The sequence below is a fragment of the Rathayibacter sp. AY1E6 genome (assembly GCF_002931115.1).
GTDB lineage: Bacteria > Actinomycetota > Actinomycetes > Actinomycetales > Microbacteriaceae > Rathayibacter.
Map to the genome: position 1 here is coordinate 1 of NZ_PSVK01000016.1, position 26,884 is coordinate 26,884.

The window sequence follows — 26,884 nt, forward strand, 5'->3', positions numbered from 1 at the left end:
GGGTGGGGGGGGGTGGGTGTGCTGGTCGGGGGGGGGGGCGCGTGGGTGGGGGGGGGGGGGTGCGGGGTGGTGGGGCTCCATGGACCGCTCCTCTATCGATAACAGTTCTCATTAACGACAGGAGTATCCGTGAAGGTCCGCAACTCCCTCAGGTCGATGAAGGCGCAGCCCGGCTCGCAGGTGGTCCGCCGCCGGGGCCGCGTCTTCGTGATCAACAAGCTGAACCCGCGCTTCAAGGCCCGTCAGGGCTGAGCGCCGACGGGAGGGTGCGAGCCCTCCCGTCGCGCACGGCCTCAGTGCTCGTCGTAGTGGCCGGCGTGAGCGGCGTGCTTGTGGCCGTCGTGGACGAAGTCCACGTGGTCGTCGTGCTGCACGGTCTCGTGGCCGCAGGCGTCGCCGTGCTCGTGGTCGGCGGTCGAGTGCTCGGCCTCCGACTCGTGCTCGTCGTAGTGGTCGCCGTGCAGGGCGTGGTGGTGCGTGCCGTGGACGTAGTCGACGTGCTGCACGGCCGGGTGGCCGCAGCCCTCGCCGTGCTCGTGCTCGGTGACGGGGTGCTCGGCGTGGAGATCGGTGGTGCTCATGGTGCTGCCTTTCCGGATGCGGGGGCCGCGGACGCGACGGGCTCCAGTCGACCAGATCCATAAACGCATTGCAATGGATGCGCCTAATCGAGAGCGATCATCGTTCCCGACAGGGACGGAGGTCACCCCTCCAGGGCGTGCCGGACAGCGTCGTCGACGATGTGCGTGACGTGGGTGTCGGCGACGGAGTAGTGCGCCTCGCGGCCCACGCGCTCGACCGCGACCAGCCCGGCGGTGCGGAGCATCCGAAGGTGCTGCGAGACCAGCGGCTGCGAGAGCCCGGTCACCTCGGCCAGCCGCCCGACCGTCGACGTCTCCTCGGCGAGGGCCCGGAGCAGGCGCAGCCGGGAGGAGGAGGACAGCACCTTGAAGAGCTCGGCGGCGGGTTCGAGGTCCTCGGTCATCTGCTCATGTAAGCAGAGGTGCATGCGCCGTGTCCGCGCGGCGCCCTGCGCGCCTCCGGCTACCCTCGGTGCGATGGACGAGGACAGGTACGGGCAGGACGTGCTCGCCGGCGACTGGCGCGCCCGCGGCAGGGTCGAGGTGGCGGTGGTCGAGGCCGAGCGCGATCTGGTGGTCGAGGAGGTCGCCTCCGGCTTCGTGGGTGCCGTGCTCGGCGTGGAGCTGCGGATGGTGCGGCTGGAGGACCGGTTCGGCAAGGTCCGCGTGTTCCCGCTGGGGCCCGGGTTCCTCCTCGAGGGGAAGCCCGTGTCGCTGAAGGCGCCCGGGCTGAAGCGCGACGCCGGCCTCGGTCGCGCGCGCTCCGCCTCCGGCTCCTTCCACGTCGCCGACGCGAAGGCGCGGGTCGCCCTGCCCAGCCGCATCTACGTCGAGGGCCGGCACGACGCCGAGCTGGTCGAGAAGGTCTGGGGCCACGACCTGCGGGTCGAGGGCGTCGTCGTCGAGTACATCGAGGGCGTCGACAACCTCGACGAGCTGGTGCGAGAGTTCCGGCCCGGTCCGGGGCGCCGCATCGGCGTGCTCGTCGACCACCTGGTGCGCGGCTCGAAGGAGTCGCGGATCGCCGAGCAGGTCGCCGCCGGTCCGCACGGCGCCCACGTCCTCGTCGTCGGCCACCCCTACATCGACGTCTGGCAGGCCGTGAAGCCCGGCCGGATCGGCCTGGAGCGCTGGCCCGAGATCCCTCGCGGAACCGAGTGGAAGCACGGGATCTGCGAGGCGCTCGGCTGGCCGCACGAGGAGCAGGCCGACATCGCGCGCGCCTGGCAGCGCATCCTCGGCCGGGTGCGCACCTTCCAGGACCTGGAGCCGGCGCTGCTGGGCCGGGTCGAGCAGCTCATCGACTTCGTGACGGAGCCCGCATGACCCGGCACGCGGGGCTCGGCCTCGGCCTCGACGCCGTGCTCGTCCTGGTCTTCGTGCTGATCGGCCGCGGGAGCCACGACGAGGGGTCGGCGCTGATCGGCCTGCTCACCACGCTCTGGCCGTTCCTGGCGGCGCTCCTGCTTGGCTGGGTCGTCACGCGCTCGTGGCGCTCCCCGGACCGGATCGTGCCCGCCGGGCTCGTCGTCTGGGGGGTGACCGTCGCGGGCGGGATGCTCCTGCGGATCGCCTCCGGGCAGGGCGTGCAGTGGAGCTTCGTGATCGTGACGGCCGTCGTGCTGGCCGTGTTCCTCCTCGGCCGTCGCGCTCTGACGCGGCTGATCGCCCGCCGGCGCTAGGCGGACCGGCGGCTCAGCCCACCCGCACCCCGAAGTGCTCCGCGAACAGCGGCAGCAGGAGGCTGAGCTGCAGCTCGGAGAGGGTGGCGCCGCGGAGGCCGTCCAGCCCGGTGAGCAGGTGCAGCTCGGCGCCGCGCAGATCGAGGTGCTCGATCCGGGCCCGGGAGAGATCGAGGGAGCGGACGTCGCAGTCGACCAGGCGCAGCCGCGTGCCGGTCGCACCCGCCAGGTCGAGCTCGTCGATCGTGCAGCGCTCGAGCAGCACGTCGCGCACCGCGGCGCCGCGGAGGTTCAGGTAGCCGAGCTTGCAGTCGGCCACGCGCACCTGCTCCCAGGTGCTCTCGTAGAGCTCGGCCGAGCCCAGCCGCGAGGCGAGCAGCTCGACGGATCGGAGCCGGCTCCGCGGCGCCGAGAGCCCGGGCACGTCCAGCCGCTCGAGCCGCGACTCCGCGATCGACGCGGCCCGCAGCTGGGCGCCGTCCAGGACCACTCCCTCCAGCGCGCACTCGCTGAAGGAGGCCGCGGTGAGATCGGCGCCGGTGAGGTCGGTGCCGGCGAAGCGCAGTCCTTCGGTGTGCTCCCGGGCGCCCGTGTCCCCGGCGTACCCCTCGGCGAGGCCGTCGAGGAGGAGGGGGTCGAGCCGGGGAGGAGCGGTCGCGTCGCGCACGCGGCGAGCCTAGTGCTGGCACCATGGCGGCATGCCCCGCCTGCTCGCCGTGTGCCGCGTCGCCCGCCTCCTGCCCGACTCCGGCACGGTCGGCGTGACCGCGATCGACAAGCGGCCGGTCGAGGGTCCCGTCGGAGTGCGCGACCTGGGCCTCTACGGCGACGTGCAGGCCGATCGCGCGCACCACGGCGGCCTCGACAAGGCGCTCTACGCCTACTCCGACGAGGACGCGCTCTGGTGGGCGGAGCGCCTGGGGCGGCCGGTCGCCGCGGGGATGTTCGGCGAGAACCTGCGGATCGCGGGCCTCGACGTGAGCGGAGCCGTGATCGGCGAGCGCTGGCGGATCGGCGAGGCGGTCGAGGTCGAGGTGACGATGCCGCGGACGCCGTGTGCGACGTTCCAGCGGGCCCTCGGAGAGCCCCAGTGGGTGAAGCGCTTCGCCGACGAGGGGCGTACTGGCGCGTACCTGCGGGTGCTGCACCGCGGATCGGTGGAGGCGGGCGACGCCGTCGAGGTGCTGAGCCGGCCCGGGCACGGCGTCCCGGTCGACCGCTGGTACCGCGAGCACAGCCCGGCGGACGCGCAGGCGCTCCTCGAAGCGGAGGAGGCGGGTGCGCTCCGGCCGGCTCCGGCGCTGCGGGCGTCGATCGAGCGGGCGCTCGCCTGACCCGGTCTACTCCCCGCGCGCCTCGCGCTTGAGGCGGCGCTTGACCGCTCGCTCCGTCAGCACCGTCAGGTAGTCCTGCACGGGCCGGTCCTGCAGGTCCGCGAGCTCCTCGCGCACGAGCGGCGCGACCTGCTCCTCGGAGTGGTCGGGGAACTTCTTGCGCACGTTCGCGGTCACGTCGCGCACCACCTGGTCGAGATCGAATTCGGTCGTCATGCGGAGATCCTGGCCCCTCCAGGTGAACAGGAGGGGCACGGAGCCCACGGCCCCGCGCCCCTCCTCCGTGCCGATGGTCAGCTCTCGGCGACGGCGATCTCGTTCGGTGTGACGTCGAGCTCGCCCGTGGCGACGACCTCTCCCGTGGTGAGGTCGACGGCGTGGAGGCTGTCGGCGGCAGGGTCGGTCACGTAGGCGATGTCCCCGGCGACCGTGATAGCGGGGTGCGGGTCCTGCCACTCGACCGGGCTCTCCCAGGCGTCGACGACGGGGTAGGAGGCGGTCAGCTCGCCGGTCTCGGGGTCGAGCACGTGGATAGCGCCGTCCGAGGCGATCATGTACGCCAGATCGTCGGGGCCGCGGGCGACGCCGCGGAAGGTGTACTCGACGCCCTCGGGCAGGTCGACGACGTCGAGGGTCTTCGCCTCGGTGTCGATCAGCGCCACGCGGTGCAGGAGGTAGCCCTCGGCGTCGCGGTCGTCCTTGTAGTCGCCGACGATGATCGGGCTGGTCTCGCTGACCCAGGCGTTGCCCATGCGGCCGTACGGCTGGTCCGGCGCCTCGAGCTTCGTGATCTCGCCGCCGTCGTAGACCAGGGCGCCGTTCTCGCAGCCGAAGACGACGACCTCGTTCTCGGCCGTGCCCTCTCCGTGGACACCGGGGCACTGGTCGTTCGTGGCCGTCACGGCGCCGGAGGCGTCGCGCACCTCGATGCCGGTGCGCCCGTCGGCGTCACCGACCGTGGTGAGGAAGGTGCCGTCCTCGAGGACGATCGAGACGCCGTGGTGCGCCTCGACTCCCGGGATGGTCTCGGTCTCGGGCATCCCGTCCGAGGACGCCAGGTCGGCGGTCTCGAGGACGGTCGTGTCGCTCGTGCCGTCGGCGTAGAGGACGGTCTTCCCGGCGTGCCGGACGACGTGGCCCGGAGTGTCCGCGGGGAAGACGATGTCCGTCAGCTCCGGCTCGCCGCCGGTGCCGGCGGCGGTGTCGAGGAGCTGGAACCCCTCGCTCATGGTGACCAGGACGTGGCGGTCGTCGCCGGCGGGGTTGAGGCGGGTGAACTCTTCGGAGTCCATGTCCGCGACGGTCTCGAGGGTCTCGCCGTCGAGGACGAGGATGCCGCCCTCGTAGGCGACGGCGACGCGGGCGCCGGCGGCCGCCGCGGCCTCGGTGGCCGGCGCAGTGGACGCGGAGGACTCGGCGGCCGGGGTCGAGCTCGACGAGCAGGCCGCGAGGACCGTGATCGAGCAGGCGGCGATCAGGCCGAGGCCCGCCCGCCGGACGTGGGGATTCTGCATGGGTGCTTCTTCTTCCTGGTGGTGGATCGGAGGGCTCACGGGGAGAGCCCGGTGGCGATGCGCTGCGTGTTGACGCGCATCATGGCGAGGTAGTCGGGAGCGCCGCCCTCGGGCCCCGTCAGGGACTCCGTGAACAGCTCGACCACCTCCACGCGGATGTCGGCCTCGCTCGCCAGCGCCTGGACCAGGCGGTCGGGAGACGAGGACTCCGCGAAGATCGTGGGGACGCCGGTCTGCTCGACCGCGTCGACGAGATCGGCGAGGTCGGAGGCGGACGGCGCCGCGAGGGTCGTGCCTCCCGGGATGACGGCGCCGACGACGTCGAAGTCGAAGCGGTCGGCGAGGTACCCGAAGACGTGGTGGTTGGTGACGAGGGCGCGGCGCTCGGCGGGGATCGCGGCGAACGCCGCGGCCATCTCGGAGTCGAGCCGCTCGAGCTCGGCGCGGTAGCCGGCCGTCCGGTCCCGGACGGCGGCCGGATCGACGCCGTCGAGCGCGGCGAGCACGGGCCCGAGGGAGTCGACGACGTCGATCATCCGGCCGGGGTCCGTCCAGAAGTGCGAGTCCGGGCTCCCCTCCGCGTCGCCCTCGCTGTAGTCGAGGACGTCGACGGCGTCGCCGGCGACGAACGCGGGGACGTCCTCAGCGGAGGCCTCGTCGAGGTGCTGCTGCAGGCCCTCCTCGAGTCCGAGCCCGTTCGAGACGACGAGGTCGGCGGAGCGCAGGCGCGCCGCCTCCTGTGCCGAGATCTCGAAGGAGTGCGGGTCGGCGTCGGGCTTCATCAGCGTGACGACCTGCGCCTCGTCGCCGACGAGCTCGCCCACGACGTCGCCGAGGATGTTGGTGGAGACGATGACGAGGGGCCTCTCGTCCTCCTCCGCCAACGTGCAGCCCGACAGGAGCAGGACCGCCGCGGCGGACGCGAGGGCCCAGCGGCGCCTCATCGGCCCGTCTCCGCCGTGAAGGCCGGCTCGGTGGCGGTCTCGAAGGTGCGGGCGAGGCGCGCGCCGTCCGCGTAGTCGATCTCGTGCAGCTTCCGCTCGGCGGGCGCGCTGAGGTAGGCCCGCTGCTGGTCGGCGATCAGGACGGGCCGCGAGCCGTCCGCGGTCGTATCCGCGACGAGGGGCGCAGTCTCGGCGAGGACCGCACCGTCGGAGCCGTCGAGCACCAGCACGCGGCCGTCGGCGGCGAGGGCGAGGACGGTCTCGTCCGCGTCGTCCACCGCGGTGACCTGCGCCAGCGGGGCGGGAGAGGGGAGGAGGCTCCAGGAGCGCTCCCGGGTGTCGAGGAGCCAGATGCCCGCGTCCCCGGCGAGGCCGGCGACCGTGGGGCGGCCCTCGCGGTTGTCGAAGGAGGCGGCGGGTGGCGCGGTGGTGCCGGCGGGGTAGGGGATCCGCTCGACGATGAGCTCCTCGTCCTCGATCGACGCCAGGAGTGCGCCGTCGGAGCAGCCGATGACGGCGCCGACGCGGGTGGTGATCGTCCCGGCGGGGTCGGGGCAGGCCTCGCGGAGGCCCGTCGGCTCGCCGTCCGAGTCGTAGCCGGCGACGGCCGCTCCGGATCCGGACCCCTCGGTCACCAGTGCGGACGAGCCGACGGGCACGACCATCCCGGGTCCGGGCTCGACGTCCTTCCGGAACCGCTCGACGATCGCCCCCTTCGACAGCGCCTCGGTGTCGAGGAGGACCGCCTCGCCGGAGTCGGGGAAGAAGAGTCCGGTTCCGCCGGTGGTCGAGAGGTTCGTCGTGGCGACGACGGCCGTCCCGGAGCCCTCGACCGTGCCGATCAGGCGGGGGTCCGCGCGGTAGTAATGGAAGTGGTCCACGTGGTCCCAGGTCCACACGCCGCTGTCGACGATCTCGACGCCCGCATCGGTCTGGGCGAAGAGGTAGCGGCCGTCGGTCGTCATCGCGCTCGGTGCGCCGATGGTGCCGAGGCCGGTGACCGTCTCGTCGAGGAGGTCGAGGTGCGACACAGCGCCCGACGGGTCGATCGTCGTCAGCCCCAGGCGCGGCTCGGCGAGCTCGGCGGCGTTCGCGACGGCGCCGTGGCCGGAGCCCGTGTCGTCCGCGGCCGGCGCGGAGGCATCGGTCGAGCAGGCGGCCAGGCCCAGCGCGAGAGCGCCCAGGAGGACGGTGGAGGCGGTGGTTCGGGAGTGCACGGAGTCCTTTCGAGGGTGAGCGGGGGAGGAGCGGTGCCGGCAGGGCCTCATGCGGCGACCGGCTGAGGGCCCGACCGGGACGCGAGGGCCGACGCGGCCGAGCGGACCGCCCAGGACACCGCGGCGACCGCGATGGCCGTGCCGGCGACCGAGGCGCCCGCGGCCGTGGCCGCGTGCCAGGAGACGAGCAGGCCGACGAGCACGGAGGCCGCGCCGAGGATCGACGCGAGCAGCATCCGGGTCGGGATGCGGGTGGTCCAGTGCCCGGCGGCCACCGCGGGAGCCAGAAGGAGCCCGACGACGAGGAGCGAGCCGACCGCCTGGTAGGAGGCGACGACGGCGAGGGTCACCAGGCCGACCAGCGCGGCCTGAGCCGAGCGCGGACCGAGCCCGAGCACCGCGGCGATGCGCGGATCCAGCGCCAGGGCGACGAGCGGGCGGTGGAAGGCCGCTGCGACGAGGAGGCCGGCTCCGGCGGCGGCGGCGAGCAGCCCGATGTCGACGGGGGTGATCGCGAGGATGTCGCCGAGGAGGATCGAGGTCGCGTCCGTGGCGAAGCTGCCCGAGTGCGAGATCACGATGACCCCCAGCGCCAGCATGGCGACGAAGAGCAGGCCGATGCTGGTGTCGTAGGACAGTCGTCCGCGCCGCTGCAGGGCCGCGATGCCGAGGCTCATCAGCACCGCGCTGGCTGCGCCGCCCACGAGGACGGGCGCGCCGAGCACCGTCGCGAGGGCGACGCCGGGGAGCATCCCGTGGGCGAGCGCCTCGCCGAGGAAGGCCATCCCGCGGAGGACCACCCAGGTGCCGACGACGCCGCAGAGGACCGCGACGAGGACGCCGCCGAGGAGGGCGCGCTGAAGGAAGTCGAGAGCGAACGGCTCGAGGATTCCGGCGAGGAGGCTGAGCATGGTGCCCGACCGTACACGATAATGAGAACAGTTATCACTGCTGTACGCTCGTCGGGATGGACGTCTCACCCCCGCCCGAGCCCCCGGTCCGCCTCCGAGGCGCTCACGTCGACTTCGGCTCCCGCCGCGCTCTCGCGGGGGTCGATCTCGACGTCGCCGCGCGCTCGCTGACCGTGATCGCCGGGCCGAACGGCGCCGGCAAGTCGACGCTCCTGGAGGTGATCGCGGGAGTGCGTCCACTGACGTCCGGCACGCGGGACGTCACCGGAGCGATCGCCTTCGTGCCGCAGCGGGCGTCGATCCCGGACCGCCTCCCGGTGACGGTGCGCGACGTGGTCGCGGTGGGCACCTGGGGTCGGCTCGGCCGCCTCCGCCGCAGCGACGCGCGCGCGGCGGACGCGATCGCCACCGCGCTCGAGCGGATGGAGATCGTCGCGCTCGCCCGGGAGCCCTTCGCGGTGCTCTCCGGCGGTCAGCGGCAGCGGGCGCTCCTCGCCCAGGGGCTCGCCCGCGGGGCCGGCCTGCTGCTCCTGGACGAGCCCACCACCGGTCTCGATTCAGCGAGTGCGGAGCGGATCCGGTCGGTCCTGCGCGCGGAGGCGGACCGCGGCGCGACCGTGGTCTGCGTCTCGCACGACCCCGCCGTGCTGGCCGACGCGGACCGCGTCGTCGGACTCGTCGACGGGGCCCTCGCTCCAGCGGACCGATCCGTCACCCGCGGCCCGTGAGGCGAGGGCGCACGGGCCGTCCGTGACGGATCGCACCCGAGCGACGGCCCGCGGGCTGGGAGGATGGGGGGATGACCTCGACGCTGCTCGACCGGATGCCGACGCCCGACGCGGACGGGCGCGTCGACGACGACGCGGTCTACCTGGCCTTCACCGAGTGGGCGGAGTCGCGCGGCCTCCCGCTCTACCCGGCGCAGGACGAGTCCATGCTCGAGATCGCCTCCGGCTCCAACCTGATCCTCTCGACGCCCACCGGCACCGGGAAGTCGCTCGTCGCGATCGGCGCGCACGCCGCGGCGCTCGCCTCCGGGCGCCGCAGCTTCTACACGGCACCGATCAAGGCGCTCGTCTCCGAGAAGTTCTTCGCGCTGGTCGACGTCTTCGGCGCCTCCAACGTCGGGATGGTCACCGGCGACTCCTCGGTGAACGCCGACGCGCCGATCATCTGCTGCACGGCCGAGATCCTCGCGAACCTCGCGCTCCGGCACGGCGAGGACACCCCGGTCGACCAGGTCGTGATGGACGAGTTCCACTTCTACGCGGACCCGGCGCGCGGCTGGGCCTGGCAGGTGCCGCTGCTCACCCTCCCTCACGTGCAGTTCGTGCTGATGTCGGCCACCCTCGGCGACGTGACGGCGCTCGCCGCCGACCTCAGCCGCCGCACGGGCCGGGAGACCGCCCGGGTCACCGGCGTGGAGCGCCCGGTGCCGCTGCACTACTTCTACGAGATCGCTCCGATCCACGACTCCATCGAGGAGCTGCTCTCGACGAACCAGTCGCCGGTCTACGTCGTGCACTTCTCGCAGGCGGCCGCTCTCGAGCGCGCGCAGGCGCTCACCAGCGCGAACATCGCCACCCGCGAGCACCGCGACCGCATCGCCGAGGTGATCGGCGGCTTCCGCTTCACCACCGCGTTCGGCAAGACCCTCTCCCGGCTGCTCCGGCTGGGGATCGGCGTCCACCACGCGGGCATGCTGCCGAAGTACCGCCGCCTGGTCGAGCAGCTCGCCCAGCAGGGCATGCTGCGCGTGATCTGCGGCACGGACACCCTCGGCGTCGGCATCAACGTCCCCATCCGCACCGTGCTGCTCACCGCGCTGACCAAGTACGACGGCACCCGGACCCGCCAGCTCTCGGCCCGCGAGTTCCACCAGATCGCCGGCCGCGCCGGTCGCGCCGGGTACGACACCGCCGGGACCGTGGTCGTGCAGGCCCCCGAGCACGAGTCCGAGAACCGGAAGGCTCTCGACAAGATGGGCGACGACCCGAAGAAGCGGAGGAAGTGGGTCGCCAAGCGCGCGCCGCAGGGCTTCGTCAGCTGGGGGGAGCCGAGCTTCCGCAAGCTCGTCGACGCGGAGCCCGAGACGCTGACCTCGCACATGACGATCACCTCGGCGATGCTGCTGAACGTGATCGCCCGCGGCGGCGACGCCTACGCGAACGTGCACGCCCTGATCTTCGACAACCACGAGCCGTGGAAGCGGCAGCTGCAGCTGGCCCGCCGGGCGCTCGGCATCTACCGGACGCTGCGGGAGGCGGGAGTGGTCGAGCAGAGCGTCGGCGCCGACGGCGTGACCCGCATCCGCCTGACCGTCGACCTGCAGCCGAACTTCGCGCTCAACCAGCCGCTCTCGCCGTTCGCGCTGGCCGTGTTCGACGTTCTCGACCCGGAGTTGCCGAGCTTCGCGCTCGACGTGATCTCGGTGCTCGAGGCGACCCTCGACGACCCGCGCCCGATCCTGGGGGCCCAGCAGTTCCAGGCCCGCGGCGAGGCCGTCGCCGCGATGAAGGCCGAGGGGATCGAGTACGAGGAGCGGATGGAGCTGCTCGAGTCCGTCACGCACCCCAAGCCGCTCGAGGAGCTCCTCGAGGCGACCTTCGAGACCTACACCGCCGCGCAGCCGTGGGTGAAGGACTTCGAGCTCTCGCCGAAGTCGGTCGTGCGCGACATGTACGAGCGGGCGATGTCCTTCGGCGAGTACACCGCGTTCTACAAGCTCTCCCGCTCGGAGGGACTGGTGCTGCGCTACCTGTCCGACGCGTTCCGCGCGGCCCGGCAGACCATCCCCGACGAGCTGAAGAACGAGGAGCTGCACGACCTGATCGAGTGGCTGGGCGAGCTCGTGCGCCAGGTCGACTCCTCGCTGGTCGACGAGTGGGAGGAGCTGGTCAATCCGGCGCTCCACGCGGCGGACCAGGCGATCGTGCCGCCCGCTCCGCGCCGCCTCACCGCGAACCACCGCGCCTTCCGCGTGCTGGTGCGCAACGAGATGTTCCGCCGGGTGACCCTCGCCGCCCTCGACGACCACGAGGCGCTCGGCGAGCTCGACGCCGCCGCCGGCTTCGACGCCGACGCGTGGGGCGCCGCGCTGGACGACTACTACGACGAGCACGACAGCATCGGCATCGGGCCCGACGCCCGGGGGCCGAAGATGCTGCTCGTCACGGAGGAGCCGACGCAGTGGCTCGTGCGGCAGATCCTCGACGATCCGGCCGGCGACCACGACTGGGGGATCTCGGCGACCGTCGACCTCGCCGAGTCGGACGAGCAGGGTGCGGCCGTCGTCCGCGTCACCTCGGTCGGCCGGCTGGACTGATCAGCGGCCGCGCTTCTCCCGGCGCTGCATCTCGGCGGCGATGTCCGCCTCGGTGATCTCCTTGCGGGCGGGACCCCAGATCGACGCGGCCTGGCCGACGACGCCGATCCCGATCCCGATCATCGGCCAGATCGGCCAGAAGTAGCCGTCGGCCCCTGTGCCGACCCAGACGGCGGTCGTGATCGCCGAGACGCTCGCCCATCCGCCGACCGATCCCAGGAAGTCGCGGCGCCGCTTGACCTCGCGCACGGCGAGCGCGCGCTCGGCGTCCTCGACGCGGGCGGTCTCCACCTCCTCGCCGGAGGCGGCCGCCGGGACGACCTCCGCGGACCGGTCTCGCCGGGCGGACGGATCCGGAGTTCCCCACTCGTTCGTCATGCGGCCAGCCTACGCACGGGCCGTCGGCAGCGGTACGCGGGCTTCAGGCGGCGGTCGCCTGCTCCGGCTGGCAGTGCGGGCACCACCAGGTGCGGCGCTGCTCGGGGTCGTCGCGGACCTCGTCGCGGACGAGCACCGTCGTGCCGCAGCGCAGGCACGGGCGCCCGGCGCGCCCCGCGATCCAGTGCCGCTCGCCGCGGCGGGTGTCACCGGTGGTGGTCTGGAACATCCCCGGGATCGTGACGGAGGCGCGGAGGCCTCTCGCCGCGGTCGCCACGAGGGCGCGGACGTCGAGGGAGCCGATCGGCCGCCAGGGCCAGACCCCGCGGAGGAAGCAGACCTCGTTGGCCCAGAGGTTGCCGAGACCCGCGAGGCAGCGCTGGTCGAGGAGTGCGGCGACGACGGGCCGGTCCGGGAGGCGGGAGAGGCGCCGGACGGCCTCGTCGGCCTCCCAGTCCGCGCGGAGCGGGTCGGGCCCGAGGTGCCCGACGGCGCGCGGCTCGTCGCGGGTGGCGAGGAGCTCGACGACCGGGAGGTCGATGCCCCACACGGTCGAGTCGTCGTCGAGGCGGAGGCGGACGCGGACGTCCTTCTGTACCGAGCGGGGGACCGCTCGGCCGGGAGCGGTCACGGTCCAGGAGCCCTGCATCCGCAGGTGGGTGTGCAGGGTCGTTCCGCCGGAGAAGCGGGTGAGGAGGTGCTTGCCGTGGGTGTCGTGCTCGAGGATCCTCAGCCCGGCGAGGGAAGTGCCGGCCGCGTCCCCGGAGCGCAGCTCGCCCTCGAGGACGGTGCGACCGTCCGCCGCCCGCCTGAGGCGGGCGGCGAGACGGTGCACACTGTCTCCCTCGGGCATCCCCGAACTCTAGGAGCCGGAGCTCGTCGAGGTCAGGGGTCGCGCGGGATCAGGCGCCGCGGTACGCCTGCTTGTAGACGCGCTCGGTGCCGTCGGGCGCGGTGACCTCGATGGTCGCCGTGCCGGCCTTGATGGGCTTGAAGACGGTCACGGTCTTCACCGTGAACGACTGGCCGGGCTTGACCGTCTTCTTCGTCTTGCTGCCGTACGCCGTCGTGATCTCGATCGAGACCGTCTCGTCGCCGTTGTTCACCGCCGACACCGTCAGCGTCCGCACGACGGCGAGGCGCTTGGTGGAGGCGGTGGTCGCGACGTCGATGACCGTGACGGGCTCGGGCTCCGGGTCCGTCCGGGTCTCGGGCAGGTCGAGGCCGACGACGACCGGGTCGTGGTCGCTGGAGCGGTACGCCGAGGTGTCGTAGAAGATCGTCGCGTTGAAGTCGTAGCGGCTGTACTCCAGTGCCACGGACTCGCCGCTGTTGATGTTCCAGGTGTCGACCCCGGTGACCGTCCTGTCGGCCGCGGGCGAGGCGAAGACGTGGTCCAGCGAGCCGACCGCGCCGTCGAACGAGTACGAGTACTTGCCGTCCTTCGCACCCTGGTCGATGTAGCCGGCGTCGGTGATCACCTTCACCGGGTCCTCCTTCGAGTAGGCGTTGAAGTCGCCCAGCAGGTAGACGAGCTCGGTGGCCTTCTCGGTGCGGAGGCGGTCGGCGAAGGCGACGAGGGCGGTCGCCTGCTTCACGCGCGAGGCGTTCGAGGCGCCCTGGCCGTCGCCCTGGTCGGCGTCGGCGCCGGATCCGGAGCCCTTCGACTTGAAGTGGTTCACGATCGCGACGAACTCGCTGGCGCTGTCGCCGAGGAGGCGGAACTCCTGGGCGAGGGGCTTGCGGGCGTTCGAGAAGTTCACCGTGTCGTTGAGCACGACGGACTCGCCGACCGGCTCGATGACGGCCTTCTTGTAGATGAAGGCGGTGCGGATGACGTCCTCGTCCGCGAGCGCGGGGAGCGCTGCGGGGGAGGGGACGTAGGCCCAGACCTCGGAGCCGGCCGCCGTGTTCAGCGCGGCGGTCAGGGTGGCGAGGGCCTCGTCGCGCGGCTTGCCGAAATTGGCCGAGTTCTCGATCTCCTCGAGCGAGACGACGCCCGCGCCGAGGGTGTTGATCGCGGTCACGATCTTGGCCTGCTGGCGCTCGAGGTCATCGGCGTTCGCCGCTCCGCGGGCGTCGCAGCCGCTGTTGACCGTGACGGGGTCGCCGTCGCGGTCGGTGTAGAAGGTGCAGCCGGTGATCGAGTCGCCGGTGGTGGAGAAGTAGTTGAGCACGTTGAAGGACGCGATCGAGAGGTCGCCGCCGACGGCCTCGGGCTTCGCGGTCCGGGTGTTCGCGAAGGTCGCGGGCTGCACGTCGCCGGCGTTCTCGACGGTCAGCTGCGTGGTGGGCTGGAAGGCCCAGCCGCCGTTGCGGTAGTCGAGGACGACGGGGCGGGTGAAGGTCGCCGGAGCACCCACGCGGATCGGCGCGGTGGTGGTGAGGTAGGGCAGCGGGATCGCCTTGTTCGCGGCGGCGCCGAGGAAGTTGATCGAGGCGCCGTCGTCGAGGGTGATCGCGCGGGCGGCGTTGTCGGCGACGACGGCCGCGAGCTCCGGCGAGCCGGGGCGGGCGACCTCGGTCGGCGTGAGCAGCGGGGACGTGCCGGCGGCGAGGCCGACCGAGCCGAAGCTGTTCAGGTCGAAGGTGTCGGTGACCGTGTAGGCGCCCTGCGGAGCGATCAGCATGCTCTCGAGCACCTCGCGCTCGGCGGCGGTGCGGGGGAGCGCGACAGCGGCCGGGACCGGCGCTGCGGCGGCGCCGTCGAGCTTCACGACGGTCGCGGCCGAGGTCGGGGTGAGCTCGGTCAGGCCGTTGTACTCGCTCACCTCGCCGGTGATGCGCAGGTGGTCGCCGATCGCGACCGACCCGACGGAGGCGGAGGAGAAGACGAAGACGGCGTCGGAGGCCGTGCGCGAGCTCTCGCCGCCGGTGCCGGGGGTCTGGATGACGTAGCCGTTGTAGCCGCCGGACGGGTAGCGCGCGGTGACGACGCCGGAGGTGGTGACGGTGCTGCCGACGAGCGGCGACGCGTCGCCGGTGCCCTGGATCTCCGCGATGGAGACGGCCGGGATCTCGGCCGGAGGGGTCGTCGGGGGAGCGGTCGGCGGGGTCGTCGTCGGCGGCGTCGTGGGCTCGGGCTCGGATCCTCCGCCTGCGGCCTGCGGGGTCGGTGCGCCGAGCGCGAAGTCGGCCGAGTTGACGTCGGTGTCGCCGGTGGCGGTGTCCGCGCGGGCGATCGTCTGGGTGAGGGAGGGCACCGTGGCGACGGACGACTCGAAGGTGTTCGAGGTGCCGTAGCCGACGAGGTCGATCACCGCGTCCGGCTGGGCGGCGGCGCCGGTGGGCGGCGCCACGAGCGCCGAGGTCCCGTCGACGAGGAAGAGGGTGCCGCCCGCGGCGGCCATGTTGAGGCCGTTCGCGCTCTGGTCGGGCGTCGGCAGGGCCGCGCCGTTGGTGCCGTTGCTGGCGCCGGCGAGCAGGAAGTGGCCGCCGGCGGGCACCGAGCCGGTGAGCGGCACGGTCGTGGTGGGGTTCGCGGTGCCGGTCGCCGAGCGGTACTGGATCGAGAGGCCGCCGAGGGCGATCTCGGCGGCGGTGGGGTTGTAGAGCTCCACGTAGCGGTTGCTGAACGCGGCACCGGCGGAGCCTCCGCGGGCGAAGACCTCGCTGATGACGAGCTCGTCGCCCGAGGGCGCGGCCGCGGCGGAGGTCGCGACCAGCGGAGCGGCCGCCAGGGCCAGTCCGGTCAGGGCCGCCAGGCCGAGCCCGCGCCTCCGGCGGCGCTCGGGCGGGGTGGAAGAGTCGGGCATGGTGGTCCTCTCGATCGCCGCTCGGAAGAGCGGTCGCAGCGTCGTCGCCGCGCGGCGCGGCCAGCGCACCCCCGGAAGGGGCACGCATGGTCACGCTATGCAGTGCGGGTGCCCGGCCTGTGAACCGGACGTTTCATGAACGTAAACTCATCCACCGACATCGGGGCGCGCGGGTGCCGCTCGCGGCGCGTTCGCGGCTTCGCGGGCCACACTCGTCGGATGATCTCCTTCGAGCTGGCCCGTGCCCTGCGCACGGCGGGCGTGCGCTGGACGCCCCGCACCGGTGACCGCTTCCGCATCGAGCGGGAGGGCTTCGACGGCGACGTCTTCACCGTCAGCGACATGACCATCGAGGCGCACGAGTACCCGAGCGGGACCGTCCTCGGCTTCAACGGCACCACGGAATGGGCGCTCGACTCCGTCTCCCTGGAGGACTCGCTCTGGCTGCCGCGGGAGGACCAGCTGCGCGAGCTCCTCCGCGGGACCTTCCGCTCCCTCCGTCGCCTCGCCGAGCCGGAGACGCGGTTCGCCGTCGAGGTCGAGCTCGGCGGCCGGGCGCGGACCTTCGAGGACGCGGCGGCCGAGAACGCCTACGCGGAGGCGCTGCTCGCGCTGGTCAGCTCGGTCGCGGTCGACCTCGACGACGTGGACGAGCTGGACGCGGCCGACGAGCCCGACCGGGCGGCCGAGCGGGCCTGAGGCTCCGTCCGACCCCGACCCTCCGCATCCGGCGGGGCTAGGACGCCGCCTTCTCCGCCGCCGCGGTCTTCTTCGGGGTCCGCTTCTTCGCAGGCGCGTCGGCGCCCTTCTCCGGGTCGGCTCTCTTCGCCGCGGGCTTCTTCTTCGCGGCGGTCGTCGCCGGAGCCTTCGCCGCCTTCTTCGCGGCCTTCTTCTCGGCGGGGGCCTCCTCCGCCGGCGTCCCCTTCGCCCCGCGGCTGCGCTCGACCGAGCGCTTGAGCGCCTCCATCAGGTCGAGCACCTCGCCGCCGCCCTCCTCCTCCGGCGCCTCGCCGAAGGTCGCGGCGGTGTCGAGGGCGTCGCCCTGCTCGATCTTGGCGTCGATCAGCGTGCGCAGCTCCTCCTGGTACGCGTCGTGGAACTTCGCGGCGTCGAAGTCCTCGGAGTAGGAGTCGACCAGGTGCGCCGACATCTCGAGCTCGCGCGCCGCGATCCGGGTGCTGCCCTCCAGCGACGGGAACTCGACCTCCCGTACCTCGTCCGCCCAGAGCAGGGTCTGCAGCATCAGGAGCTTGCCGCGCACGCGCAGCGCGGCGAGGCGGGTCTTCTGCCGCAGCGCGAACTCGACGATCGCGGTGCGGTCCGTCTGCTCGAGGGTGCGGCGCAGCAGGACGTAGGCCTTGGGGGAGGAGGAGTCGGGCTCCAGGATGTAGGCGCGGTCGAACATGATCGGGTCGACCTGCTCGCTGGGCACGAACTGCACGACGTCGATCTCGCGGTCGCGCTCCTCCGGCAGCGCCTTGAGCTCGTCCTTGGACAGGACCACGGTGCGCTCGCCGTCGTCGTAGGCCTTGTCGATGTGGTCGAAGGTGACGACCTCGCCGCAGATCTCGCACTTGCGCTGATACCGGATCCGTCCGCCGTCCTTGTCGTGGACCTGGTGCAGCGGGGTGTCGTGGTCCTCGGTCGCGCTGTAGATCTTCACCGGCACGTTGACCAGGCCGAAGGTGATCGCGCCCTTCCAGATGGCTCGCATGCGCCCAGTGAACACCGTGTCCCCCGGCCGCCGGAAGCCCTGTCGGACGTGAGGGAGCCCCCGACCGTCGAAGGGACCCGCCGCAGCTCGACGGTCCGGGGTCCCCTCAGGGCGGAACGACGGAGCCGCCCGGTCGTCGCGGAGCGACGGCCGGACGGCTCCGGGGCGGTGGCGGCTAGCCGCGCTCGGCGCTCCGGCGGCGCAGCGCGGCGAGCAGGAGCCCGCCGACGCCGCCGGCGATCAGCAGTCCGCCGAGGCCCAGCGGCAGGCCGACGTCGGCTCCCGTCGAGGCCAGGGGCGGGCGGCCGCCGGGGTGCGGCGCCACGGCGGTCGGCGTGCTGCTCGGGGTGGGAGCGGCCGTCGGCGCGGTGGTGGGCGCGGTCGTCGGGGCGACGGTCGGCTGCGCGGTCGGAACGACGGTCGGCTCGGCGGTCGGGGCCACGGTGGGCTCCGGCGTCGGGGTCGGCGTGGTCGGGTCCTTCTCGGCGTCGATCGCGGAGGTGTCCGCGGCGAACGAGGCGGTCACGAAGGCGATGGCCTTCGACGTGATGCCGAGCGCCTCCTGGTTGATGTTGTCGATGTCGTCGGCGGCGGAGTGGTAGTTCGGGTCGTGCGTGATGCCGGCGGTGCCGCCGAACAGCGCGACCTCCTCCTCCGTCTTGACGTCGTCGGCGCCGGTGAAGACGCCCGAGGACGGGATGCCGACCGAGATGAAGCCGTCGTAGTCGCTGCGGCCGTCGAACGCGGTGTCGATCCAGGGCTGGTCGATCGAGTCGAAGTAGTCGGTGAACGCCTTCTCGGTCGCGATCGAGCCGGCGGGCACGTCCACCGGGGCCTCGTAGGTGGACTGGTCCGCGTCGTAGACGGAGATCACGTAGTTCGGCGAGGCGACCATGTCGAAGTTCATGTAGGTCGCGATCTTCGAGGCGTCCTCCTCCGTCAGGGAGTCGACGTAGGTGTAGGAGCCGACCAGGCCCACCTCCTCGGCGCCCCACCAGGCGAAGCGGACCGCGTTGGTCGTGTCGCCCGCGGCGGCCAGCTGCACGGCCGTCTCGAGCAGCGTCGCGGATCCGGAGCCGTTGTCGTTGATGCCGGGGCCGGCGGGCACGCTGTCGAGGTGCGCGCCGAGCATGACCACGTTGTCGTGGTCGCCGCCCGGGGTCTCCGTGACGATGTTGAAGGTCTCCACCTCGGTCGTCGTCTGGTCGATGAGGACCGAGACGCTCGCGGGGAGCGACGCCAGCAGCGCCTGCCCCTCGGCCTGCGTGACGCCGACGCCGGGGACGGCGGCCGCGTCCTGTCCGCCGAACGTCCCGTTGAGGGCGTCGCTCGGCGCGTTGTCGTAGATGATGATCGCGGCGGCGCCGGCGGCACCGGCGGCGACCGACTTCTCGAGGAAGCTGCAGGAGCCGCGGCTGACGAGCGCGATCTTCCCGGTGGCGTCGAGGCCGGTCCAGGCGTCCGTGGTGCAGCCGAGCGGATCGACGGGGGCGATGAGCTCGCCGGTCACGCCGCCCTCGGGCGTCGACGGAGTGAACTCCATCGGCGTGCCGACGGCGCCGGTGCCGGTGGTCAGCGTGAACGCGTCGATCGTCTGCGTCGCGGTGGTGAAGTCCTGGCGCTGCGTCGTGTAGCCGGCGTCCGCGAGGACCTCCTCGACGTACGCGCCGCTCAGCTCGTAGCCCGGAGTGCCGATCGCGCGGGTGCCGCCGTTGGCGTCCGCGATCGCCTGGAGCGCCTCCAGGTGGGTCATGATGCCGTCGACCGTGACGGTGTCGGCGAAGTCGACCGGCTCGACGGCGCTCGCCGTCGGCGCGAAGGCGAAGCCGGCGACGAGGGCGCCCGCTCCGATCATCGCGCTCGAGCCGATCAGCGAGCGGCGTCGGCGGCCGCTCGGGGTGTTCGTGGTGGTTCGCGCCACTGGGGCTCCCTCTCCTCGAGAACGGGCCGCCGCGTCGGCGGCCCCGACGCGCACCTCCCGAAGACTGGGAGGGGATCGCGTCCTCTGCGAGGGTATTCACAGGAAACGGTGCGGCCCAGTCCCCCCTGCCAGATTTCATCCGGACGAAACACGGACCGGGCCGGCGAGCGGATCAGGCCGTCGCCGGGCTCTCGGCCCACTCGCGGAGCATCGCGAGCGTCTCCTCCGGACGGTCGCGGTGGGGGCTGTGACCTGCGCCGGCCACGACCGCGTACCGGATGCGCGGATTCGCGCGCAGCACCAGGGCGGCGAGGGAGGGAGGGAGCAGCGTCTCGACCTGCGGATCGCCGGCCAGCACGAGGACCGGCGGGCGGAGGCCCGGCAGGTCCGCCAGCAGGTCCCACGGATCGTTGTCGTCGATCGTCGCCGCCACCGCGGACGGGTCGGCGTCCCGCACCGCGGCGAGCTTCTCGGCCCGGTCCCGCTCGTCCCAGAGCGGCTGCGCGACAGCGAGCTCCTCGGCCGAGACCGCGAGACCGGCGAGCTCGCCCGCGCGGACGGCGGCCCGCTGCTCCGGGGCGAGCCGGAGCACCGGGTCCAGCAGCGCCAGGCGCCCCGCCCAGCCGGACTCGCGGGCGGCGGCGCGCACCGCGACCGCTCCGCCGAGCGAGTGCCCGACGACGAGGTCGAACGGTCCCCGCGCGAGGGCGTCGTCGGCGTAGGCGTCGTGGCGGGCGGAGCCGCCGCGCGGCCCGTCGCCGTGTCCGCGCAGGTCGGGAGCGGAGACGCTCCAGCCCGCCGCGGTCAGCTCGCGGCTCAGCCGCCACCAGGTGCGGCCCGAGCCGCCCAGGCCGTGCAGGAGCAGGACCCTGCCCGCCGTCATCGCCGGAGCCTCAGTCGAAGCGCGGGTCGCGGCCGGTGCGCTCACCCGTCGCGAGCCCGGCGATCGCGGCGAGGTCCTCGTCGTCGAGGGCGAAGCCGAAGACGTCCAGGTTCTCGCGGATCCGCTCCGGCGTCACCGACTTCGGGATCACGACGACGCCGAGCTGCACGTGCCAGCGCAGCACCGCCTGCGCCGGCGAGACGCCGTGCTTCGCGGCGACGCGGGCCAGGGCAGGCTCGTCGAGGAGGCGCCCGCGGGCCAGCGGCGACCAGGCCTCGGTGACGATCCCGTGGGCGGTGTCGAAGGCGCGCAGCTCCTCCTGGGGCAGCCGCGGGTGCAGCTCGACCTGGTTGATCGCGGGCACCACTCCCGTCTCGTCGAGCAGGCGCTGCACGTGCTCCTCGGCGAAGTTCGAGACGCCGATCGAGCGGGCCCGCCCCTCGCTCTGCAGGCGCTCGAGGGCACGGTAGGTGTCGACGTAGCGGTCGCGCGAAGGAATCGGCCAGTGCACGAGGTAGAGGTCGACGTAGTCGGTGCCGAGCAGCTCGAGGCTCCGGTCGAAGGCGGCGAGCGTCTCGTCGAAGCCGTGGTCGTCGTTCCACACCTTGGTCGTCACGAAGACCTGCTCGCGGGGGAGGCCGCTCGCGCGGATCCCCTCGCCGACTCCGCGCTCGTTGCCGTAGAGGGTGGCGGTGTCGACGTGCCGGTAGCCGGCCTCCAGGGCGACGGCGACCGTGCGGGCCGCCTCCTCGTCGCCGATCTTGTAGACGCCGAGCCCGAGCTGGGGGATCGCGCGGCCGTCGTTGAGGGGGATCAGGGGGACGCTCATGCCTCCCATGCTGGCATGCGCCTCAGACGCTCCAGTCGAGCTCGCCGTGCGGTCCCACGTGCACGTCGTCCTCGATCAGCGCCGCGAGACCGGCCACCCCGAAGAGGAGGCGCCGCTCGGCGCGCTCCGCGTCGCTGCGCTCGTCGATGCCGCGCACGGCGAAGTGCACGTCGTGGCCCGCCTGCAGGCCCTCGACGCCGAGCCGGCCGCGGAGCGCACGCACGGGGCGCCGGCCGATGCCGAGACCCCTCCAGAGGGAGCCCGTCTCGAGGACCACCGCCGTCTCGGAGGCGACGACCCCGTGCTGCTCGCGGTGCGCGGTGAGCTGCCACCCGTAGCCGAGGTGGTGCAGGCGGGTCGAGTGCGGGCCGCGCCAGGCGTGCGAGGACTCCTCGCGGCGGAAGTAGACGGGACTCGGGCGGAAGGACCCCTGCCAGAGCGCGGCGGCGAGCTCGGTGCACCACTCCGGGGTCTCCGGATCGGACCAGGGGTCGAGGAGGTCGGTCCGGGCGGCGGCGCGCCGGTGCTCGCGCACCAGCTCCTCCGCGTCCTCCCGCAGTCCCATGCCGCCCCCTCGCCGTCGTGGCCTTCACCCTAGGGTGCCCGACAGGCGCCGGACAACCGGGGTGGCGGCCTAGGAGGGCAGCGTGACCGGCTCGGTGTCGGGCAGCGGGCTGGCGTCGCGCCCGCGGAGATCCGGGTGGTACCGGCGGCCGAGCAGGGGCACCAGGAAGCCGACCAGGGCGAAGGCCGCGGCGACGACGATGGCGGCGGTCGGCCCGGCCTGGTCGATCTGCACGCCGGCGATCGCGGAGCCCAGCGCCGCGCCGATCAGCTGACCGGTGCCGACCCAGCCGTAGGCCTCCGCCGTGTCCGAGAAGCGCACGCTCGAGGCGGTGATCGCGAACAGCGCCGCGAGAGCGGGGGCGATGCCGATGCCGGCGAGGAACAGCGTGACGCACAGCCACCAGAAGTCGGTCGAGACCGCCGCCAGGCCCATGCCGACCGTGACGATCAGCATCCGCCGCGCGGTCGCCCACCGGCTGATCGGGATGTGACCGAGGGCGAGGCCGCCGACCAGGGACCCCGCCGCGAACACGGCGAGCACGACGCCCGACTCGACTCCGCCCTCGCCGAACACCGCGACCACGCCCGCCTCGACCGCCGAGCAGGCGCCGATCAGGAGGAAGCCGACGACCGTGGCCAGCAGCACCGGGGGCTTCGTGAGCACCACGCCGAGGCGGCGCTTCGAGCGCGGGATGCGGACGCGGCCCACCTCGGGCGAGGCGATGAACCAGATCCCGCCGCCGATCAGGAACGCGGCGGCCGTCAGGATGCCCGCGACCGTCGACACCTGGATCGACACGAGCGTCGCCAGCACCGGGCCGAGCACCCAGATGATCTCCTGAGCGGAGGCGTCGAGCGAGAAGAGCGGGGTCAGCTGCGAGCTGGTGACCATCTTGGGGTAGATGGTCCGCACGGCCGGCTGCACCGGCGGCATGCTCAGGCCGGCGATGAACCCGATCACGACGAACTGCCACACCTCGAGCGGGAGCACGGCCATCGCGATGATCGCGCCCGCGCAGACCACGAGGGTGATCGTCAGCACGCGGCGCATCCCGAGCCGCCCCATCAGGCGGCTGGTCAGCGGCCCGGCGATGGCCTGCCCGATCGACATCGAGCCGAGCACCAGGCCGGCGGCGGCGTAGGAGTGGTGCACCCGCTCCACGTGCAGGAGGAACGCCAGCGAGAGCATCCCGAACGGGAAGCGCGCGGTCAGCTGCGCGAGGATGATGCGCCCCACCCCGGGGGTCTTCAGGAGATCGGTGTAGCTGCCCACCGGACGACACTAGCGCTCCGGAGGGGACTGCGGTTCGTCGAGGGAGACCGCTGCACGAGGGTCCCTCGACGGGTCGCGGTTCCCTCGGCGGAGGGGCGCGTCAGCCGGCCAGCACCTTGCGGATCCGCTGCAGCGACACGCTCTCGGCGGTGCCGAGCGACTGCGCGAAGAAGCTCACCCGCAGCTCCTCGATCATCCAGCGGGCGCGCGCGATCCGCTCCGGGGCGTGCGCGGGCAGCGGCACGACGCCGCCTGCCGACCGGTAGAGCTCCTGGGCCGCCTGCACCTCGTTCAGCCAGACGCGGTCGCGCCCGACGTTCTCGGCGATCTTGCCGAAGCGCTCGGTGATCCCGCCGAGGTAGCGCGGGAGGTGCCGCAGCCGCTCCACTCCGGTCGCCGAGACGAAGCCCGGGTAGACCAGGCCCGAGAGCTGCTCCCGCGCATCCGTGAGGGCGGGCAGGAGCGCCATGCTCGTCGAGGCCTTGAGCGCCTTCTCGACGCCCCGGGCGGTGGTGAGGATCGTCGTGACCGTCTTCACGGTCTCGAACATCGCGTCCATGACGCTCGCCGAGACCCGGTCGCGCACGGCGTCGAACTCGGCGCGGAGGAAGAGCATCCCGTCGGGCTTCATCCGCCAGAGGACCGCGTCGACGCAGGCGAGCAGGCAGTCGGTGAAGAGCGCGGTCGTGTTCTGGTACGGGCTCTGCGCGAGCACGAGCTTCTCGTTCGAGGTGAGGTGCTGCTGCACGTAGGCGACGGGGCTCGGCGTCGCGAGCAGGAGGAGGCGGCGGACGCCTCTCGGGTGCTCGCGCGCCTGGTCCTCGGCCGTGGCGAGCAGGCGGATCGAGACCGAGTCGCCGTCGTCGATCAGGGCGGGGTAGGCGCGGATGGTGTTCCCGCCCTGCCGGGTGTCGGTGACGCGGGGCAGCTCCGGCATGTCCCAGGTCTTCAGGCCCCGGCGCTCGAGCGCGTCGGGGACCCGGGCCTCGACCACGCGGGCGACCTCGTCGCGGACCCGGCCGCGCAGGCGCTCGGCCAGCGGGGCGAGCTCCTTGCCGGCGGCGACCGTGCGCCCCCGCTCGTCGGCGACGGCGAAGGTGACCCGCAGGTGCGAGGGGATGCGCTCGAGGTCGAAGTCCTCGGGCTGCACCACCACGCCGGCCTCGCGGCGGATCGCTCCGGCCAGGGTCGCCGCGAACGACTCCGTCGGCGGGTTCGGCACGTCGTGCGGCAGGGACGCGGTGAGCTTGCGCGCCCAGTCGTTCGCGGGCACCACGTTCCGGCGCAGGTGCTTGGGCAGCGCCTTGATCATCGCGGTGACCAGCTCGGCCCGGAGTCCCGGCACCAGCCAGTCGAAGCCGAGGGGCGTCACGCGGGGCAGGAGCGCGAGCGGCACGTGCACCGTCACTCCGTCCTCCTCCGTCCCCGGCTCGAACCGGTACGAGAGGCGGAAGCGCTGGTCGGCCTGGCGCCACTGCGTGGGGAACGCGGTCTCGTCGATCTGCTCCGCGTCCTCGGGGAGGAGCGTCTCCTGCGTCATCGTCAGCAGATCGGGCTCGTCGTGCTGGGTCGTCCGCCACCAGGAGTCGAACGAGCGCACCGAGGTGATGTCGCGGGGGAGCCGGCGGTCGTAGAAGTCGAACACGGCCTCGTCGTCGACGAGCAGGTCGCGGCGGCGCGTGCGCTCCTCCAGCCGCTCGAGCTCGGCCCGCAGGGCCCGGTTCTTGCGGTCGAAGGCGTGGCGCGACTCCCACTCGCCCTCGACGAGGGCGTGCCGGATGAACAGCTCGCGTGCGTACGAGGCGTCGATCCGCGAGAACTGGACGCGGCGGCGGGCGATGATCGGCACGCCGTAGAGCGTGACCTTCTCGTAGGCGACGGCCGCGCCCTGCGACTTCTCCCAGTGCGGCTCGCTGAACTGCCGCTTGACGAGGTCGCCCGCGATCGCCTCGGCCCAGGCCGGATCGATCGCGGCGTTCGAGCGGGCGAAGAGGCGGCTGGTCTCGACCAGCTCGGCGCTCATCACCGCGTCGGGGAGCTTCTTGGCCAGGGCGCTGCCGGGGAAGATCGAGAACTTCGCGTTGCGGGCGCCGATGTACTGCACGTTCTGGCGCTCGCGGCTCTTCGCCGCGCGCTGCGCCTGCTGCGAGGTGGTGTCCTTGATGCCCAGGTGCGAGAGCAGGCCGGCCAGGAGGCTCCGGTGGATCCCGTCGGGGTCGACCTTCGGCTCGCCCAGCTCGAGCTTGAGGGGGCGCGCGAGCTGGCGCAGCTGGCGGAACACGTCCTGCCACTCGCGCACGCGCAGGTAGTTGAGGTACTCGGCCTTGCACAGGCGCCGGAAGGCGCTCGAGGAGAGCTCCTCCTGCTTCTCCTCCACGTAGTTCCAGAGGTTCAGCAGGGTGAGGAAGTCGCTGGTGGGATCGACGAAGCGCGCGTGCTGCTGGTCGGCCTGCGCGCGGCGCTCGAGAGGGCGCTCGCGGACGTCCTGGATCGTGAGGCCCGCGACGATCGCCATCACCTCGCGGCTGACGCCGTGGCGGCGCGACTCGATCACCATCCGGCCGAAGCGCGGATCGATGGGGAGCCGCGCGAGGTCGCGCCCGATGCGCGTGAGCTGCGGCGCGGCCTCCGCCCCCTTGCGCGGGACGCCGCTCGAGTGCGCGTTCGGCGGCGTGCCGCGCACCGGAGCGGCGTCTCGCGGCGCGGCGGAGGCGGCGGAGGGGGAGCCGGGGACGCGGAGGGCGCCGAGCTCCGTGAGCAGGTCGAGGCCGTCCTTGATGCCGCGGGAGTCGGGCGGAGTGAGGAACGGGAACGAGGCGATGTCGCCCAGTCCGAGCGAGATCATCTGCAGGATGACCGCGGCCAGGCCCGTGCGGAGGATCTCGGGATCGGTGTACTCGGGGCGGCGGAGGTAGTCCTCCTCGGAGTAGAGGCGGATCGCGATGCCCGCGCTGGTGCGGCCCGAGCGGCCGGAGCGCTGGTTCGCGGAGGCCTGCGACACCGCCTCGATCGGCAGCCGCTGCACCTTCGAGCGCGCGCTGTAGCGCGAGATGCGGGCCGTGCCGCCGTCGATCACGTAGCGGATCCCGGGGACGGTGAGGCTCGTCTCCGCCACGTTGGTCGCGAGCACGACGCGGCGGCGGACGCCGGGGGTGCGCCCCTTCTCGAAGACGCGGTGCTGATCGGCCGCCGACAGGCGCCCGTAGAGGGGGAGCACCTCGGTGCCCGGCAGGTTCCGGCCCCGGATGGCGTCCTCGGCGTCGCGGATCTCGTTCTCGCCCGAGAGGAACACCAGGACGTCGCCCGGATCCTCGCGCGCCAGCTCGGCCAGGGCGTCGGCGATGCCGGTCATCAGGTCGCGGCTGCCGCTCGTCGCGTCGGGGACGTCGGTGTCGTCGTCCTCCTCCGGCTCCTCGGCGACCAGCGGACGGTAGCGGATCTCGACCGGGTAGGTGCGCCCGGAGACCTCGATGATCGGCGCGGGCTCGCCGGCGGCGTCGGCGAAGTGGGCCGCGAAGCTCTGCGGGTCGATCGTCGCCGAGGTGATGATCACCTTCAGGTCGGGGCGCTGCGGCAGCAGGCGGTGCAGGTAGCCCAGGAGGAAGTCGATGTTGAGGCTGCGCTCGTGCGCCTCGTCGATGATGATCGTGTCGTACCGGCTGAGCATCCGGTCGTGGTTCATCTCGTTGAGCAGGATGCCGTCGGTCATCAGCTTGATCCGCGTCGAGGCGGACGCCTTGTCGGTGAACCGGACCTGGTAGCCGACCAGCCCGCCGACCTCGTCGTCGAGCTCCTCCGCGATGCGCTCGGCGATGGTGCGCGCGGCGATGCGCCGGGGCTGCGTGTGCGCGATGCTCTCGCGGCCGAGCTCCAGGCAGATCTTCGGCAGCTGGGTCGTCTTGCCCGATCCGGTCGCGCCGGCGACGATGACCACCTGGTGGTCGCGGATCGCGGCGGCGATGTCCTCGCGCCGCGCCGACACGGGGAGTTCGGGCGGGTAGCGGATGCTGAGCACGTCTGACATGAGCCCTCCATCCTACGCCGCGTGCGACAATG

At 73.0% G+C, this 26,884-nt stretch carries 25 protein-coding genes; 7 read left to right on the forward strand and 18 right to left on the reverse strand.

Going from position 1 to position 26,884, the window contains the following annotated elements:
• Positions 1–129 precede the first annotated feature (129 nt).
• Entirely contained in the window at positions 130–252 is a 123-nt protein-coding gene (ykgO, locus tag C5C46_RS12365) for a type B 50S ribosomal protein L36 (protein ID WP_104226896.1), read from the forward strand.
• A 41-nt stretch (positions 253–293) separates the two neighbouring features.
• Here the strand turns inward: ykgO and C5C46_RS17280 are convergent, their stop codons facing one another.
• Positions 294–581 (reverse strand): hypothetical protein, encoded by a 288-nt coding sequence (locus tag C5C46_RS17280; RefSeq protein ID WP_104226897.1) that lies wholly within the window; start codon positions 579–581, stop codon positions 294–296.
• Positions 582–703: 122 nt separating this feature from the next.
• Complete coding sequence (locus tag C5C46_RS12375; RefSeq protein WP_104222235.1) at positions 704–985, reverse strand: helix-turn-helix transcriptional regulator; 282 nt, start codon at positions 983–985, stop codon at positions 704–706.
• A 73-nt stretch (positions 986–1,058) separates the two neighbouring features.
• Between C5C46_RS12375 and C5C46_RS12380 the strand changes: the two genes are divergently transcribed.
• Together C5C46_RS12380 and C5C46_RS12385 are read left to right on the forward strand one after the other, a co-directional pair.
• On the forward strand, positions 1,059–1,907 hold the full coding sequence (locus tag C5C46_RS12380) for a DUF3097 domain-containing protein (RefSeq protein WP_104226898.1): 849 nt from the start codon (positions 1,059–1,061) through the stop codon (positions 1,905–1,907).
• A complete protein-coding gene (locus C5C46_RS12385; RefSeq protein ID WP_104226899.1) occupies positions 1,904–2,263 on the forward strand; it encodes a DUF3054 domain-containing protein in 360 nt (119 codons plus the stop codon). Before C5C46_RS12380 ends, C5C46_RS12385 begins: the two co-directional genes overlap by 4 nt.
• A gap of 13 nt (positions 2,264–2,276) precedes the next feature.
• Here C5C46_RS12385 and C5C46_RS12390 read toward each other — a convergent pair whose 3' ends face one another.
• Complete coding sequence (locus C5C46_RS12390; protein ID WP_104226900.1) at positions 2,277–2,930, reverse strand: pentapeptide repeat-containing protein; 654 nt, start codon at positions 2,928–2,930, stop codon at positions 2,277–2,279.
• Between the two features lie 31 nt (positions 2,931–2,961).
• On the opposite strand from C5C46_RS12390, the gene C5C46_RS12395 reads away from it, so the two are divergent.
• Positions 2,962–3,597 carry an MOSC domain-containing protein gene (locus C5C46_RS12395; protein ID WP_104226901.1) on the forward strand — a complete coding sequence of 212 codons (636 nt, stop codon included), beginning with the start codon at positions 2,962–2,964 and terminating at the stop codon, positions 3,595–3,597.
• 6 nt (positions 3,598–3,603) lie between these two features.
• On the opposite strand, the gene C5C46_RS12400 is transcribed toward C5C46_RS12395, so the two are convergent.
• The 5 genes from C5C46_RS12400 to aztB all read right to left on the reverse strand — a co-directional run bounded on the left by C5C46_RS12400 (position 3,604) and on the right by aztB (position 8,183).
• Entirely contained in the window at positions 3,604–3,813 is a 210-nt protein-coding gene (locus C5C46_RS12400; protein WP_146078985.1) for a three-helix bundle dimerization domain-containing protein, read from the reverse strand.
• A 77-nt stretch (positions 3,814–3,890) separates the two neighbouring features.
• On the reverse strand, positions 3,891–5,111 hold the full coding sequence (gene aztD / locus C5C46_RS12405; RefSeq protein ID WP_104226903.1) for a zinc metallochaperone AztD: 1,221 nt from the start codon (positions 5,109–5,111) through the stop codon (positions 3,891–3,893).
• A gap of 35 nt (positions 5,112–5,146) precedes the next feature.
• Positions 5,147–6,055 carry a zinc ABC transporter substrate-binding protein AztC gene (gene aztC, locus C5C46_RS12410; RefSeq protein WP_104226904.1) on the reverse strand — a complete coding sequence of 303 codons (909 nt, stop codon included), beginning with the start codon at positions 6,053–6,055 and terminating at the stop codon, positions 5,147–5,149.
• Complete coding sequence (locus C5C46_RS12415) at positions 6,052–7,272, reverse strand: ABC transporter (protein WP_104226905.1); 1,221 nt, start codon at positions 7,270–7,272, stop codon at positions 6,052–6,054. The genes aztC and C5C46_RS12415 overlap by 4 nt, the downstream gene beginning before the upstream one ends.
• Positions 7,273–7,319: 47 nt before the next feature.
• Complete coding sequence (gene aztB / locus C5C46_RS12420) at positions 7,320–8,183, reverse strand: zinc ABC transporter permease AztB (RefSeq protein WP_104226906.1); 864 nt, start codon at positions 8,181–8,183, stop codon at positions 7,320–7,322.
• 56 nt (positions 8,184–8,239) lie between these two features.
• Here aztB and aztA point away from each other — a divergent pair, with 56 nt between their 5' ends.
• Together aztA and C5C46_RS12430 are read left to right on the forward strand one after the other, a co-directional pair.
• Positions 8,240–8,911 (forward strand): zinc ABC transporter ATP-binding protein AztA, encoded by a 672-nt coding sequence (gene aztA / locus C5C46_RS12425; RefSeq protein ID WP_104226907.1) that lies wholly within the window; start codon positions 8,240–8,242, stop codon positions 8,909–8,911.
• A gap of 71 nt (positions 8,912–8,982) precedes the next feature.
• On the forward strand, positions 8,983–11,508 hold the full coding sequence (locus tag C5C46_RS12430; protein ID WP_104226908.1) for an RNA helicase: 2,526 nt from the start codon (positions 8,983–8,985) through the stop codon (positions 11,506–11,508).
• Here C5C46_RS12430 and C5C46_RS12435 read toward each other — a convergent pair whose 3' ends face one another.
• Genes C5C46_RS12435 through C5C46_RS12445 form a run of 3 tightly spaced genes read right to left on the reverse strand, consistent with a single transcriptional unit; the run spans position 11,509 to position 15,641 of the window.
• Entirely contained in the window at positions 11,509–11,886 is a 378-nt protein-coding gene (locus C5C46_RS12435; protein WP_104222259.1) for a 2TM domain-containing protein, read from the reverse strand.
• A 43-nt stretch (positions 11,887–11,929) separates the two neighbouring features.
• The gene (locus C5C46_RS12440; RefSeq protein ID WP_104226909.1) at positions 11,930–12,739 is read right to left on the reverse strand and encodes a DNA-formamidopyrimidine glycosylase family protein; all 810 of its coding nucleotides are present in this window, start codon (positions 12,737–12,739) and stop codon (positions 11,930–11,932) included.
• A gap of 49 nt (positions 12,740–12,788) precedes the next feature.
• Positions 12,789–15,641 (reverse strand): ExeM/NucH family extracellular endonuclease, encoded by a 2,853-nt coding sequence (locus tag C5C46_RS12445; RefSeq protein ID WP_104226910.1) that lies wholly within the window; start codon positions 15,639–15,641, stop codon positions 12,789–12,791.
• Between the two features lie 219 nt (positions 15,642–15,860).
• On the opposite strand from C5C46_RS12445, the gene C5C46_RS12450 reads away from it, so the two are divergent.
• Entirely contained in the window at positions 15,861–16,340 is a 480-nt protein-coding gene (locus C5C46_RS12450; protein WP_244229602.1) for a pilus assembly protein CpaE, read from the forward strand.
• A 37-nt stretch (positions 16,341–16,377) separates the two neighbouring features.
• Here C5C46_RS12450 and C5C46_RS12455 read toward each other — a convergent pair whose 3' ends face one another.
• The 7 genes from C5C46_RS12455 to hrpA form a co-directional block, all read right to left on the reverse strand.
• Positions 16,378–17,355 carry a Ku protein gene (locus C5C46_RS12455; protein ID WP_104226911.1) on the reverse strand — a complete coding sequence of 326 codons (978 nt, stop codon included), beginning with the start codon at positions 17,353–17,355 and terminating at the stop codon, positions 16,378–16,380.
• A gap of 175 nt (positions 17,356–17,530) precedes the next feature.
• Entirely contained in the window at positions 17,531–19,276 is a 1,746-nt protein-coding gene (locus tag C5C46_RS12460) for a M28 family peptidase (protein WP_104226912.1), read from the reverse strand.
• A 172-nt stretch (positions 19,277–19,448) separates the two neighbouring features.
• Positions 19,449–20,159 carry an alpha/beta fold hydrolase gene (locus tag C5C46_RS12465; RefSeq protein ID WP_146078986.1) on the reverse strand — a complete coding sequence of 237 codons (711 nt, stop codon included), beginning with the start codon at positions 20,157–20,159 and terminating at the stop codon, positions 19,449–19,451.
• A 10-nt stretch (positions 20,160–20,169) separates the two neighbouring features.
• On the reverse strand, positions 20,170–20,988 hold the full coding sequence (locus tag C5C46_RS12470; protein WP_104226933.1) for an aldo/keto reductase: 819 nt from the start codon (positions 20,986–20,988) through the stop codon (positions 20,170–20,172).
• A gap of 22 nt (positions 20,989–21,010) precedes the next feature.
• On the reverse strand, positions 21,011–21,553 hold the full coding sequence (locus C5C46_RS12475) for a hypothetical protein (protein ID WP_104226914.1): 543 nt from the start codon (positions 21,551–21,553) through the stop codon (positions 21,011–21,013).
• 69 nt (positions 21,554–21,622) lie between these two features.
• Positions 21,623–22,828, reverse strand: coding sequence for an MFS transporter (locus C5C46_RS12480; RefSeq protein WP_104226915.1), 1,206 nt, complete (start codon positions 22,826–22,828; stop codon positions 21,623–21,625).
• A gap of 100 nt (positions 22,829–22,928) precedes the next feature.
• Positions 22,929–26,852: an ATP-dependent RNA helicase HrpA gene (gene hrpA, locus C5C46_RS12485; RefSeq protein WP_104226916.1), complete on the reverse strand. Its 3,924-nt coding sequence runs from the start codon at positions 26,850–26,852 to the stop codon at positions 22,929–22,931.
• Positions 26,853–26,884: the final 32 nt, after the last annotated feature.

Coding starts and splice junctions, on each gene's coding strand:
- C5C46_RS17280 (WP_104226897.1), bottom strand. CDS start 581: ATGAGCACCACCGATCTCCACGCCGAGCACCCCGTCACCGAGCACGAG.
- C5C46_RS12375 (WP_104222235.1), bottom strand. CDS start 985: ATGACCGAGGACCTCGAACCCGCCGCCGAGCTCTTCAAGGTGCTGTCC.
- C5C46_RS12380 (WP_104226898.1), top strand. CDS start 1,059: ATGGACGAGGACAGGTACGGGCAGGACGTGCTCGCCGGCGACTGGCGC.
- C5C46_RS12385 (WP_104226899.1), top strand. CDS start 1,904: ATGACCCGGCACGCGGGGCTCGGCCTCGGCCTCGACGCCGTGCTCGTC.
- C5C46_RS12395 (WP_104226901.1), top strand. CDS start 2,962: ATGCCCCGCCTGCTCGCCGTGTGCCGCGTCGCCCGCCTCCTGCCCGAC.
- C5C46_RS12400 (WP_146078985.1), bottom strand. CDS start 3,813: ATGACGACCGAATTCGATCTCGACCAGGTGGTGCGCGACGTGACCGCG.
- aztD (WP_104226903.1), bottom strand. CDS start 5,111: ATGCAGAATCCCCACGTCCGGCGGGCGGGCCTCGGCCTGATCGCCGCC.
- aztC (WP_104226904.1), bottom strand. CDS start 6,055: ATGAGGCGCCGCTGGGCCCTCGCGTCCGCCGCGGCGGTCCTGCTCCTG.
- aztB (WP_104226906.1), bottom strand. CDS start 8,183: ATGCTCAGCCTCCTCGCCGGAATCCTCGAGCCGTTCGCTCTCGACTTC.
- aztA (WP_104226907.1), top strand. CDS start 8,240: ATGGACGTCTCACCCCCGCCCGAGCCCCCGGTCCGCCTCCGAGGCGCT.
- C5C46_RS12430 (WP_104226908.1), top strand. CDS start 8,983: ATGACCTCGACGCTGCTCGACCGGATGCCGACGCCCGACGCGGACGGG.
- C5C46_RS12435 (WP_104222259.1), bottom strand. CDS start 11,886: ATGACGAACGAGTGGGGAACTCCGGATCCGTCCGCCCGGCGAGACCGG.
- C5C46_RS12440 (WP_104226909.1), bottom strand. CDS start 12,739: ATGCCCGAGGGAGACAGTGTGCACCGTCTCGCCGCCCGCCTCAGGCGG.
- C5C46_RS12445 (WP_104226910.1), bottom strand. CDS start 15,641: ATGCCCGACTCTTCCACCCCGCCCGAGCGCCGCCGGAGGCGCGGGCTC.
- C5C46_RS12450 (WP_244229602.1), top strand. CDS start 15,861: ATGATCTCCTTCGAGCTGGCCCGTGCCCTGCGCACGGCGGGCGTGCGC.
- C5C46_RS12455 (WP_104226911.1), bottom strand. CDS start 17,355: ATGCGAGCCATCTGGAAGGGCGCGATCACCTTCGGCCTGGTCAACGTG.
- C5C46_RS12465 (WP_146078986.1), bottom strand. CDS start 20,159: ATGACGGCGGGCAGGGTCCTGCTCCTGCACGGCCTGGGCGGCTCGGGC.
- C5C46_RS12470 (WP_104226933.1), bottom strand. CDS start 20,988: ATGAGCGTCCCCCTGATCCCCCTCAACGACGGCCGCGCGATCCCCCAG.
- C5C46_RS12475 (WP_104226914.1), bottom strand. CDS start 21,553: ATGGGACTGCGGGAGGACGCGGAGGAGCTGGTGCGCGAGCACCGGCGC.
- hrpA (WP_104226916.1), bottom strand. CDS start 26,852: ATGTCAGACGTGCTCAGCATCCGCTACCCGCCCGAACTCCCCGTGTCG.